At 69.0% G+C, this 11,947-nt stretch carries 12 protein-coding genes; 4 read left to right on the top strand and 8 right to left on the bottom strand.

All coding sequences use genetic code 11. The features are described 5' to 3' along the window. A partial coding sequence (locus HOV77_RS28975) for an ACT domain-containing protein (RefSeq protein ID WP_290867667.1) occupies positions 1-758 on the top strand: 758 nt, incomplete at its 5' end. A 174-nt stretch (positions 759-932) separates the two neighbouring features. On the opposite strand, the gene HOV77_RS28970 is transcribed toward HOV77_RS28975, so the two are convergent. The 3 genes from HOV77_RS28970 to HOV77_RS28960 are packed head-to-tail and all read right to left on the bottom strand — an operon-like array spanning position 933 to position 2,759. Continuing rightward, positions 933-1,709: a hypothetical protein gene (locus tag HOV77_RS28970; protein ID WP_290867665.1), complete on the bottom strand. Its 777-nt coding sequence runs from the start codon at positions 1,707-1,709 to the stop codon at positions 933-935. After that, a complete protein-coding gene (locus HOV77_RS28965) occupies positions 1,702-2,106 on the bottom strand; it encodes a hypothetical protein (RefSeq protein WP_290867663.1) in 405 nt (134 codons plus the stop codon). Before HOV77_RS28965 ends, HOV77_RS28970 begins: the two co-directional genes overlap by 8 nt. Then, on the bottom strand, positions 2,103-2,759 hold the full coding sequence (locus tag HOV77_RS28960; RefSeq protein WP_290867661.1) for a hypothetical protein: 657 nt from the start codon (positions 2,757-2,759) through the stop codon (positions 2,103-2,105). Before HOV77_RS28960 ends, HOV77_RS28965 begins: the two co-directional genes overlap by 4 nt. Positions 2,760-3,123: 364 nt before the next feature. Between HOV77_RS28960 and HOV77_RS28955 the strand changes: the two genes are divergently transcribed. Then, positions 3,124-4,698 (top strand): ABC-F family ATP-binding cassette domain-containing protein, encoded by a 1,575-nt coding sequence (locus tag HOV77_RS28955; RefSeq protein ID WP_290867659.1) that lies wholly within the window; start codon positions 3,124-3,126, stop codon positions 4,696-4,698. Between the two features lie 174 nt (positions 4,699-4,872). On the opposite strand, the gene HOV77_RS28950 is transcribed toward HOV77_RS28955, so the two are convergent. Further along, on the bottom strand, positions 4,873-5,181 hold the full coding sequence (locus HOV77_RS28950) for a hypothetical protein (protein ID WP_290867656.1): 309 nt from the start codon (positions 5,179-5,181) through the stop codon (positions 4,873-4,875). 960 nt (positions 5,182-6,141) lie between these two features. On the opposite strand from HOV77_RS28950, the gene HOV77_RS28945 reads away from it, so the two are divergent. Then, positions 6,142-7,122 carry a nitroreductase gene (locus HOV77_RS28945; RefSeq protein ID WP_290867653.1) on the top strand — a complete coding sequence of 327 codons (981 nt, stop codon included), beginning with the start codon at positions 6,142-6,144 and terminating at the stop codon, positions 7,120-7,122. 16 nt (positions 7,123-7,138) lie between these two features. Here the strand turns inward: HOV77_RS28945 and HOV77_RS28940 are convergent, their stop codons facing one another. Next, positions 7,139-8,104 (bottom strand): helix-turn-helix domain-containing protein, encoded by a 966-nt coding sequence (locus HOV77_RS28940; protein ID WP_290867650.1) that lies wholly within the window; start codon positions 8,102-8,104, stop codon positions 7,139-7,141. Positions 8,105-8,174: 70 nt separating this feature from the next. Between HOV77_RS28940 and HOV77_RS28935 the strand changes: the two genes are divergently transcribed. Continuing rightward, positions 8,175-9,452: an amino acid permease gene (locus HOV77_RS28935; RefSeq protein WP_290867647.1), complete on the top strand. Its 1,278-nt coding sequence runs from the start codon at positions 8,175-8,177 to the stop codon at positions 9,450-9,452. On the opposite strand, the gene HOV77_RS28930 is transcribed toward HOV77_RS28935, so the two are convergent. The 3 genes from HOV77_RS28930 to HOV77_RS28920 are packed head-to-tail and all read right to left on the bottom strand — an operon-like array spanning position 9,453 to position 11,747. Further along, entirely contained in the window at positions 9,453-10,211 is a 759-nt protein-coding gene (locus HOV77_RS28930; protein WP_290867644.1) for a hypothetical protein, read from the bottom strand. A 10-nt stretch (positions 10,212-10,221) separates the two neighbouring features. Further along, on the bottom strand, positions 10,222-11,406 hold the full coding sequence (locus HOV77_RS28925) for a sigma-70 family RNA polymerase sigma factor (RefSeq protein WP_290867641.1): 1,185 nt from the start codon (positions 11,404-11,406) through the stop codon (positions 10,222-10,224). After that, the gene (locus tag HOV77_RS28920; RefSeq protein WP_290867638.1) at positions 11,403-11,747 is read right to left on the bottom strand and encodes a YciI family protein; all 345 of its coding nucleotides are present in this window, start codon (positions 11,745-11,747) and stop codon (positions 11,403-11,405) included. The genes HOV77_RS28925 and HOV77_RS28920 overlap by 4 nt, the downstream gene beginning before the upstream one ends. Positions 11,748-11,947: the final 200 nt, after the last annotated feature.

Below are 11,947 nucleotides of genomic sequence, written 5' to 3'. Positions count from 1 at the left end.
AGATCCGGCAGTACTTCAAGAAGGAGCGCCGGGACGAGGCGATCGAGCAGGGCAAGGAGCAGCTCAACCGGGCACTTCGCCGAGAGGTGCTGCCGCTGAAGCGGATGCTGACCGCCGAAGTCCTCATTGCGATCGCCCGTGAGCTGAACCTGCCGGATGTCGCGTCGCTGTACGCCGCGGTCGGCGAGAGCCAGGTCTCGGCTCAGTCCATTGTGGCAAGCCTTGTCACCGCCTACGGCGGCGAGGAGGGTTCTATAGATGATGTAACGGAGATCGTCGTTCCGTGGCGTACCGTTCGGACTCTCGACCAAGATCCCGGCGTGGTAGTCGTCGGCGTCAGCGACGTCTGGATCAAGCTGGCCCGCTGCTGCACCCCGGTGCCCGGCGACGACGTGTTCGGCTTCGTGACGCGGTCGGGCGGGGTTTCGGTGCACCGCAACGACTGCGCCAACGCCGAAGACCTGCAGGCACAACCGGAACGGATCGTCCAGGTCACCTGGAAGCCCCGGGCCGGGTCAACCTACCTTGTATCGATTCAAGTCGAGGCCCTTACTCGGGACGGCCTTCTAGCGGACATCACAAATGCGCTCGCCATCGAGGAAGTTAAGATTCTCTCTGCGATCGTTAGCACAACTCGCGATGGTGTTGCTGTGAGCCGCTTTAGCTTCGAGATTTCCGATACGAAGCACCTTGGACACCTCTTCGGAGCGATACGCAAAGTGGATGGAGTCTTCGACGTCTATCGCGTGACGTCGTAAGCGCATCACACAGGCGCTGCACCTGAGCCGTGCGCACGCCGAGCACGGCGGTGGGGTTCTGCTGGCCGCGCTATTTGCCGCAGCCACAAGCGCCGCCGCCTCGCCGACAGGTCGCCGGGCTGACGGGCTGAACGAAGGGCCCCGCCCGGCGGAAGGGCCCCCTGACATAACAGGTCAGCCTTGGACTGCCTGCGGCCACTGGCCGCCCGGGAACTTCGACTCGTCCACGTGATCGGACACGATCTGGCGGACGTTCTCCCCCGCTTCGGTGATCCGCTCGACGATGGTGAGCAAGTTCTCTAGAGCGACCTGGACGAGAGCGCCGACGACGTCGGCCAGGTCGCTGATCGTGAACGGGATGTCGATGATGCTGCCGGCCTTGAGGATCGCCGCCGCGAGCTTCCCGGCGAGGTCGCTCAGCAACGTGGCCATCCCGGTGCTGTACTCCACGTTGTCCTGAGCGATGCCGTAGAGCCAGTCGCTGATGAAGCTCGCCTTGTTCGACAGCTCCGTGGCCGCGCCGACCTGCGGCGGCAGGATCTGCTGCTTGTAGTGGTTGGCGGTCGTGCCTTCCCAATAGGCGAGGTTCTCCGTGGCGTACTGCTGGATCGTGGGCACCATGCCCGAGACCGGCTGTTTGACCGCCTCCAGCCAGTGGAAGCTGATGTTGATCAGCGAGATCACCGGGGTGTGATGGGCCAAGACCTCCGCTGCGATGTCCAAGACCTCGTCGATCTTCTCCTTGACGGTGTCGAGGTCGTCACGGACCGCCCACAGCACCGCGTCGCCCAGCACCCCTGCCGACGTGTCGATGGCCGCGACGATCCCGAGCAACACGTCGAAGTTGGCCACACACTCGTCGCCGTACTCCTCGATCTGGCGGATGGCCGTCTCGATCGCGCTCGTGTGCTGCGACGAATCGCCGCCGCCGGAGCCACCTGAGCTATCCATCCTGCGGCTCCCCCTGCTGCGCGGCGGCAGAAGGCCCTTGCACGCCGTTGGTCGCCGGTTCGGTGTAGACGGCTTCGAGATCGACCTCGGCCGTCTGATCGGTGCGGTCGAATTCGTCGGCCATGCGATCCAGCGCCTCGCCCAGTTGCAGCCACTCGGTCGCGGCCGCCTTGACCAGGTCTTTGGCCTCCGCATAGAACTGTGTGTAAGCCTCGAAGTGCATTGCGGTCGAGATCAGTTCGGTCGGCCCGATGAAGAAGGCGAAAACGCCCAGTTCAAGCCCGTCGTTTCCCACCGGGTTCGCGTAGACCGCGGACATCTCGTCGGACAGGTCGCGCCACTTGTCGGCCTCTTTCCGGACGTCGTCGGTGATGACTCTCGTCGTCTCGCTGGTCATGCGATCAACTCCTCGGCGGCTTCAGCCTGCCGGAACAGGTCCAGCGCCGCGTGGCGCAGCTGCTCGGTGTCGGCTTGCCGGGTTCGCGTCGGCTCCGCGGTGATGCCCACCAGACGGCCGCCCTCGCATCGGCCGCTGAGCAGACCCAGCGGACCGCCGATCGCCCGGGGCTGTCGTTCGGCCGCCGCACGGGCGGCCTTCTGCCGGCGATACGCGTGATCCTCGTTGTCCGACAGCCGTTGCCACACCTGGTCGATGGTCGACCGCTCGGCGTACGCCCCGGGTCGCCGGTCACGAGACGGTTCCCGGCCCTCTGAAGCCGCCCGCTCCTGCTCGGCGAGCCGACCTAGGACGAGGGCACGTGCCATGGCACCGGCCGCGTTCTCGCGCGCTGCCAGCAGAGCCGGGCCCAGCCCGCCGACGCCGATCCGGTCGCGCCAATCCGATCTGATGTGGACGTCGACGACCGCGCCGCTTCGATCCACCGTGACCCGGACGATGCCGCTGTCGTCCCCGGCGTCCTCGCGCTCCGGCGCCCGGTACGCCCGTCCACCGGCCTCGGTCAACTCCGCCAACGCCGCCTGCCGCTGTCGAGCGCGGTCGCCGAAGGTACTCTCGCGCAACCGCCAGCGGTCGCGGCCTTCTCGATACATCTCTGCTCCCCCAGAACGATCTTCGTAAGCCCGCGTCGAGGGTGACAGCCCGGCCTTGACCCGGACTTGCAGAAACCTTGAATCCCCAGCTCCACCGCACGTGCGCTGCGCCACACCGGGCACAAAAATAGTGGCCGTCCGGGAAAACGTCTGGCTAAAATGATCACGTTCTGTTGCCGGCCCGAGGAGCGCGTTCAGTGCTGATCTGAGATCGAGACACCACGACGTCGAGTCGTGCGCCGATCCAGATCGCCCGCCCTCGCGAGCCGGCCTTTCCTGGCCGCCCTCCGTGGCCGAGTGGCCGCCTCCGGCCCGTGGTGTCGCCCGAGCATCCCCATCGGATCGACCACTGTGGAGCAGCCTTATGCCTAGTTCCCTTGTCGTGCAAGACCTCGGCTTCGCCTGGCCCGACGGCGACCGCGTCTTCGACTCCATCTCCTTCACCGTCGGCCCGGGGCGTACTGGGCTGGTCGGGCTCAACGGTTCCGGCAAATCGACTCTGCTGCGCCTGATCGCGGGCGTACTGCGGCCGTCGGCGGGTTCCGTGCATGTCGCGGGCAGCGTCGGTTATCTGCGGCAGGATCTCACCCTCGACACCGGGATGCCGGTGGACGAGCTGCTCGGCGTCGCCGCGACGCGGCGGGCGCTGCAGGCGATCGAACGCGGTGAGACCGCCGAGGAGCATTTCACCGCCGTCGGCGACGACTGGGACGTCGACGAGCGCTCGCGGGCCGTCCTCGACCGCCTCGGGCTGACCCACGTCGATCTCGATCGGCGGATCGGGCAGGTCTCCGGCGGTGAGGCGATCCTTCTCGGGCTCGCGGCGCAACTGGTCCGGCGACCGGACGTGCTGCTGCTCGACGAACCGACCAACAACCTGGACCGCGCTGCGCGTACCAGATTGTATGAAGCCGTAGCGGCGTGGTCAGGAGTCTTGGTCGTGGTCAGCCACGATCGGACCCTGCTGGAACTCGTCGACCAGATCGCCGAATTGCGCGAGGGCGAGGTCCGGTTCTTCGGTGGCGGCTTCAGCGACTACGAGGCCGCGATCGCGGCCGAGCAGGAGGCGGCGGAGCGGCTGCTTCGCACGGCCGAGGCCGACGTCCGGCGGCAGCGCCGCGAGCTGATCGAGGCGCGGACCAAGCTCGACCGGCGGGTCCGTTACGGCCAGAAGATGTACGACCAGAAGCGCGAGCCCAAGATAGTGATGGGCAATCGCAAGCGCGCGGCCGAGGTGTCCGCGGGCAAGCACCGCACCATGCACATCGAGAAGCTCGACCAGGCCCGCGAACGCCTGACCGAGGCGGAGGAGGCGGTCCGCGACGACGACACCATCCGCGTCGATCTCCCGGCCACCGAGGTGCCGGCCGGGCGCACCGTCCTCACCGTCCACGCCCGGCTCGCGCACGTGGGTCATCCGGTGGATCTAGTGGTACGCGGACCGGAGCGCATCGGATTGGTGGGCGCGAACGGCGCCGGGAAGTCCACATTGCTCCGCACGCTCACCGGTGCCCTGGCCCCGGCCGAGGGTTCGGTGGACCTCGCGGTGCCGACGCGCTACCTGCCGCAGCGGCTCGACCTGCTCGACGACCGGCTGACGATCGCGGAGAACGTGGCCCGCGTCGCACCGGACGCCACCCCGAACCAGATCCGGGCGCGGCTGGCCCGTTTCCTGTTCCGGGGAACGCGAGCCGACCAAGTCGCCGGTACGCTCTCCGGCGGTGAGCGCTTCCGCGCGACGCTCGCCGCGCTGCTGCTCGCCGAGCCCGCCCCGCAACTGTTGTTACTGGACGAACCGACGAACAATCTGGACCTGACCAGCGTCCGGCAGCTTTCGCAGGCGTTGGAGGCGTACCGGGGTGCGCTCGTGGTGGCCAGTCACGACGAACCGTTCCTTGAATCCATCGGGATCACCCGGCGTGTCTCTCTTCCCACCTGACGACGCGTACGCTTCCGCGCCTCCCCGCTTTCCGGGCTTTCCCGCGCTGGCCGCGCTCGCGGCGCGTGCCGCGCTTTCCGGCGCTGGATCAGTGATCTGGGTCGAATCTTGGCCGGAATACGACCCTGATCCGTGATCCAGCGCCCAAGCGCGGCCGCGTGGGCGCGGGCGCGGTCAGCGGGACATGCTGCGGCCGCGCGACCGCCAGAGGTCGTTGCTCGGCCGGATGAGGTCGGTCAGCTCGTTGTCCCAGCCGTTGTCGACGGCGACGCCGGCCTGATCGCAGGCGTCGCGGGCGACCTCGATACTGGTCGTCGGCAGGTGGGTCGCCTCGCCGTCGGCCCCGGTCACGATCACCAGCGCGCCGCGTTTACCGAGGTACTCCACGGCGGCACGGGCTCCGCCGTGCGCCGAGGCGAACGCCTTCACCGCCACCACAAGATCCTCAGTGGACAGTAGAGGGTTCGCATTCCGATCTGCCATGGAGCCATTTCTACCGGACGCGCGGGCGTACCGAGGGTGTCGTCACCCTTTCGCTATCCCCGCCGCAATCGTTTCGCAATCTGTTCAGCGCTCCACTGAACGGGTTGCCGGTCGGCCGCAGAACGGGTTTGCCGGTCGGCCGCAGAATGGGCGACGCCCGCGCCGGGTGCGCACGGGGGAACACATCCGGAAACGGGCGTCGCAGCGGTGAGCGTACTCCGGTTGAACAGGTTTCGCATCACTCCCATCACCTCGGGCTTCGTCCCAAGTGCACGGAACCGCCCGGCGGGATCGGCGCCCGGCCCACCCAAGATCGTCGGCAGCCGACGATCACGCTAGTCCCGACGTTCAAGATCGTCGGGTGCCGACGATCAGTGCACGAAAAGGCCCACGATTGTCGGCATCCGACGATCTTGGCAGGGCTGGCCGCCGTATCCGCGCAGGGCTGGCCGCCGTATCCGCGCAGGGCTGGCCGCCGTATCCGCGCGGCGCGGGCTGCCGTGCCGCCGTGGCGCGGGCCGACGTACCGCCGCGAGCCTGTGACAGGAGGGACCGATGAGACAGTTTGCAGCTCGCTCCCAGCGGAAATCACTTTCAGTAACGATTTGTGTTCGCAGGGTGTGGACAACCGGCGTGACCTGCGGTTATGGTCGTAGGCACAAGCGCATATCGCTCGCAGCACCAGCACGGTGCGGCCGCCTGGATCAGCAGGTCCCGCTGATCATGTGAGCGCCGGGCACAGCGCATATAGGGGATGGGTGGATGCCTACCGTCAACGGGGGAGGTTGGCGCCGCTCGTCAAGACCGACTGGTCGGCCTCGGCGCTTATGGGGGTGAGCGCCTGAGATGCCGGCCGGTCGGCCTGTCCGGGGTCTTTTCGAACAATCCACCGCCGCGAGCCGCCGGTTTGAAGCTGGCGAAACGGGCGTGATCAGGCTGCATCCGGGAAAGAATCACCCCATGGCCGCGAATCCGAAGCCCGACGCGCCCGTCCCCGACATCCTCGCGCACGCTGCCGAGGTCGCCTCGTCAGCGCCCTCGATCCACAATTCCCAGCCGTGGCGCTGGGAGATCGCCGGTGATCGTCTGGAGCTGTACGCGGAAAGATCCCGCCAGCTCACCGCGACCGACCCGGAGGGGCGGATGCTGACGATCAGCTGCGGAGCGTCGCTGCACCACGCCCGGCTGGCGTTGGCGGGCTGGGGCTGGCAGGCCCGGGTCGACCGGCTGCCCGACGGCGATGGCGATCGGCTGGCCGTACTCCAGGTCGAGGGGGCCATCCCGATCACGGCCGAGGCCGAACAACTCCTGCGCACGATCGCGCATCGGCATACCGACCGGCGGCCGGTGGCCAACCGCCCCGTGCCCGCCGATGCGCTGCAAGCGCTCGCTGCGGCGGCGTACGCCGAGGGCGCCCGGCTGGAGTTGCTGCGTACCGAGCAGATCGACGATCTCGCCAGTGCGACCGCCCATGCGGCGGAGATCGACGCCGCCGACCCGGCGATCCAGACCGAGCTGTCCGAATGGGCCGGCGGCGAACGCGAGGAGGTCGGCATACCGGACGAGGTCATCCCGTCGCGGCCACCGCAGACCAACGTCGCGAGCCGGGAATTCGCCGGATCGGGCAGCCTGCAGATCGGCGACGACCACGACAAGGCCGCCTCCTACGGGCTGCTCTTCGGTGATCAAGACGATCAGCTCAGCTGGCTGCGCGGCGGCGAGGCGCTGTCGGCGCTCTGGCTCACCGCGGTACGCCTCGGGCTCGGCATCATGCCGATCAGCGAACCGGTCGAGGTCCCGGCGGGCCGGCAGATCCTCCGGCGAACCCTGGCCTACCTGGGCTGGCCCTATCTGGCCGTACGCGTAGGCGTGCCGGCGGACGACGTCGAGCAGCCCGCGACGCCGCGCCTGCCCACCACGGAGACGATCCACAAACAGTGAGCGAGCGGGCGGTGACTCAGACGCGGCTGCGGAAGACCTTTCGATAGGTCTGCGGTGACACGCTGGTCGCCCGGCTGAAGTGCTGCCGCAGGTTGGCCGAGGTGCCGAAGCCCACTTCCTGGGCGATCCGTTCGATCGGCTGATCCGTCGTCTCCAGCAGCTGCTGGGCGAGGCGTACGCGTTCGATGGTGAGCCAGCGCAAGGGGCTGGTGCCGGTCGTCTCGGCGAACCGGCGGACGAACGTACGCTGCCCGAGCCGGGCGCGTTCGGCCAGGTCGGCCACGGTCAGCGGCAGGGCGAGGTGGGCCCGGGCCCAGTCCAGCACCGGCCCGAGGCTGGCCGATCCGGCCGGAACGGCGCGCGCCGCCTGCACATATTGCGCCTGACCGCCGTCTCGATGGGGTGGGACGACCATCCGCCGGGCGACCGTGTTCGCCACTGCCGCCCCGAAGTCGTTCTCGACCAGGTGGAGGCACAGATCGATGCCCGCCCCGGTGCCGGCCGAAGTGAGGATCCGACCGTCGTCGACGTAGAGGACGTCCGGATCCAGTTTCACCGCCGGATACCGGTTCGCGAACTCCTCGGCGTACATCCAGTGGGTGGTCGCCGGCCGGTCGTCCAGCAGCCCGGCCTCGGCCAACGCGTACGCACCACTGCAGATCGCGGCGAGGCGCGCACCCCGGTCGTACGCCGTCTGCAGCGCGGTGACCAGGGTCGGCGGCGGGGTGATCTGAAACGGCCGATGCATGGCGGCGGCGATCACGGTGTCGGCGGCGACGAGGTCGTCGAGCCCGTAGGGCGTCTGCACGAGCAGGCCCTGGGCCGTGCGGATCGGCCCCGGATGGGCGGCGCACAGTCGCAGCTCGTACCAGGGGTCGGCCAGATCCGGCCGGGCGATGCCGAAGACCTCGCAGAGGATCGCCAGCTCGAAGATCGGCGCGTGGTCGGTGACCGCCACCGCGACGACATGCGGCTTACCCATGGCAGAAATCTATCGCACTATGGCATTCCTGTCACTGGTCCGGCCTGACCGGCGGTACGACGCTGTTGAGGTGACGATCACCGAAACCCATCCGGCCCCGGCGGCGACCCCGACCGGCCACCTGTCCACCGTCCAAGGGATCGCCCTCTACGTCGGCGCGGTCCTCGGGACCGGGGTCATCGCCCTGCCCGCGTTGGCGGCGAAGGTCGCCGGACCGGCGTCCCTGCTGGCCTGGCTCGGTCTGGTGCTCGCCTCGATTCCGCTGGCCGCGACGTTCGCCGCGCTCGGCGCCCGCCATCCGGACAGCGGCGGGGTCTCGACGTACGCCCGTCGCGCCTTCGGGCCGCGGGCCGCGGCCCTCGTCGGCTGGTGGTTCTACGCCGCCACCCCCGCCGGAGCGCCGGCCGCCGCCCTGTTCACCGGCGGATACGTCGAAGCTGCGTTCGGCGGGGGACGCGCGACGGTGTACGCCACGGCCGTCGGCCTGTTCGCCGTCGTCGGCCTGGCCAACTACTTCGGCGTACGCGTCTCGGGCCGGATGCAGCTGATCCTCGCGGGAGTGCTCCTGACGTTGCTGCTGGTGACGGCCATCGCCGCGTTGCCGCACGCCAAGCTGGGCAACCTGACGCCGTTCGCCCCGCACGGCTGGTTCGCGGTGTTCCCCGCCGCGGCCCTGCTCGTCTGGAGCTTCGCCGGTTGGGAAGCCGTGACGCACCTGGCGGCCGAGTTCAAGAACCCGGCTCGGGCCCTTCCCCGCGCGACGAGCGCCGCGATCGTCATCGTCGGCGGCGTCTACCTGCTCATCGCCGCGACGGTGATCCTCGTCCTGGGCTCGGCGGCGGGGAACAACGAAGCTCCGCTGTCGGAGCTGCTCGGCGTCGGCTTCGGCGGTCCGGCGAAGGCAGCGGCGGCCGTCGTCGCCGTGTTGCTGACTCTCGGCGTCATGAACACCTACACCGCGGGATCGGCGAAACTCGGCGCGGCGCTCGGCCGCGACGGCGCGCTGCCCGCCTGGCTGTCACGCGGCAGTCAGGCCGGCGAGGTGCCCCGGCGCAGCCTGTTCGTCACGATCGCGCTCGGGCTGGGCGGCTTCGGCATCGTCGCGGTCACCGGCGTCGGCACCGCCCCGCTGGTCCTCGCCACCACCGGCTGCTTCGTCGCCGTGTACGCCGTCGGCGCAGCAGCCGCGCTCAGGTTGCTCCCCCGGCGTACGGGAGTCTGGTGGACGGCGGTCGTCGCGCTCGTCACGGTGATCGGCCTCAGCCTGACGACCGGCCTCTATCTGGCTTGGCCGCTGCTAGTGGCGGTCGCGGCGCTGCTCTACGTACGCCGCCGTCGCACAAGGTGATCAGGCGGTCGCGACGCCGGTGACGGAGATCGCCACCGGCAGCGCTTCGGTGTCGAGGAGCGCCGCCAGCTGCTTGGCCTCGGTCGCGCTGAACGAGCCGCTGATCAACACGTCCCCGGTCAGCACCGACATGATCTCGGGCGCGGAGACGACGCGGCCGTCGAGGACCACCGCCACGAGGCAGTTGCCGTTGCTCCCCAGCGCCTCTTGTTCACATTGGACGGTTCCGGCGTTGCCGACGGCTTCCTGCGTCAACGCGGTGAACTTCGCCTGCCCGGCACTGGTGAACTTCACCAGCACGACGTTCTGCCCGGAGTCGTCCCGCTGATACTCGGCCGACGCGACATCGGTCCGGACGACCTTCGCCACGTCCAGCTCGAAGCGCTCCTTCTGGTCGTTGCAGGCGGTCATCAGCTCGGTCTCGGCGGCGGTCGGCTGGCCGACGCACTCCGTCCCGTTCGCCTGCGTGTCGAGCACCTTGCGGAACTCCAGCACGCCGGGCGCGGTCAGCTTGCCGAAGTCGGCGTCGTGATGGTCACCCGGAACCGTCATCACGAGCTCCTTGGCCTTCCAGACGAAGCCCGGTTTCGGCATACCCGCGCCGGTCACGCGGTTCCGCAGAATCGTCTCGACCGCGTGATGATCGGCATCGCCGCCAACCGACAGCGTGACCGTGGTCTTCGTGTCGTCACCGAGGAGCGAACAACCGGCCAGTCCGGCCGCCAGGACGAGGGACACCAGCACGCGGGCACGCTTCATGCCGCGAATCCTAGACATCGACCGCCAGCTCGGCGCGCCGCCCGCTCAGGAAGGCCCGCTCGCTCGGCTGGGTCACCAGATTCAAAGCCATGTCGTACGCCGAAAGCGCGTCCCGCTTCCGATCGAGCCGCCGGAGCAGCTCGGCGCGGACGGCGTACCAGAGATAATGACTGGAGAGCGGCAGTGAGTCGATGATGGACAGTGCGACGCGCGGGCCGTCGATCTCGGCGACCGCGACGGCGCGATGCAGCTCGGCCACCGGGCTGGGGGCGATCGCGAGCAATTGGTCATAGAGCTGGACGATCTGCCACCAGTCGGTCTGATCCGCGGTACGCGCGTCGCTGTGGACGGCGTTGATCGCCGCCTGGATCTGGTACGCACCCGGCCGGTTCCGCCGCAGGCAGCGCCGGACGAGATCCTGCCCCTCCGCGATCAGCTCGGCATTCCACAGTCGACGGTCCTGGTCGGGCAGCGGGACGAGGCGATCCGCGCGGGCCGGCCGGCGCGCCTCGGTCAGCAGCATCAATGCGAGCAGCCCGAGGACTTCCGGCTCGTCCGGCATCAGCTCGGCGAGCAGCCGCCCGAGCCGGATCGCCTCCGCGCTCAGCTCCACGCGGCCGAGATGCCCCTCGGTGAAGATGAGATAGACGACGGCGAGCACCGAGCTCAGCCGATCGGGCAGGTCGGCGTCGCCCGGCACCCGGTACGGGATGTGCGCGTCGCGGATCTTGCCCTTGGCCCGGACGAGACGCTGGGCCATCGTCGGCTCCGGGACGAGGAACGCCGCCGCGATCTCCGCCGTCGTCAGCCCGCCGAGCAGCTTCAACGTCAACGCGACCCGGGCGGGTTCGGCGAGCGCCGGGTGGCAGCAGGTGAAGATCAGGCGCAGCCGATCGTCGTCCACGGGACCGCCCTCCTCCGGCTCCGGTTCCGGCTGTAACCGCGCCGCCTCGGCTTGTTTCGCATCGCGCTGGGCCTCTCGGCGTACGCGGTCGATCGCGCGGTTGCGGGCAGTGGTGATGATCCAACCGGCCGGGCTCGGTGGCGTACCCGTCTCCGGCCAGCGGATGACCGCCTCGGCGAAGGCGTCCTGCACGACCTCCTCGGCGAGATCGATGTCGCCGAACGCGCGCACGAGGACGGCGACCGCACGGCCGTACTCCGCGCGGAAGACCTCCTCGATGCCCGGCGTCACTTCTCTTCGAACGCGATCGGCCGGACCTCGACGGGCAACGTCAGCACAGCCGCCATCCGCCTGGCCCAGTTCAAGGCCTCGTCCAGGTCGGCGGCCCGGATGACGGTGAACCCCCCGACGTGTTCCTTGCCCTCGGCGAACGGGCCGTCGGTGATCAGGTTCTCCTTGGGACGCACGACGGTGGCGGTGCTCGCCGGATGCAGGCCCATCGCGAACACCCAGACTCCCGTACGCCGCATCTCGTCGTTGAGCGTCGCCAGGTCCGCCATGATCGGCTCGAGGACCTCGGGCGGCGGCGCGTCGCCGTCGGGCTGATAGATGCTGAGCAGGTACTCCGGCATGGCTTGTCTCCTCCTCGTGTCCTTCCTACCCCCTACACGAACGCCACCGCCCGTTTTCGACACCCACCCCCGCCCTTTCCGCGCGATCATGAACTATCGGGCGTGATCACCCGGCGTGGCGCATCCCGTTCGCCCTGATCGACTCCTCGCCGGAATGATCAACACGATGTCGCGAGACGTGACACGGATACAGCCGAACC

It is taken from the genome of Hamadaea sp. (genome assembly GCF_013362815.1).
GTDB lineage: Bacteria > Actinomycetota > Actinomycetes > Mycobacteriales > Micromonosporaceae > Hamadaea.
Note: the sequence above shows the minus strand (reverse complement) of the source record. Positions and strands in the feature narration are given on the sequence as shown.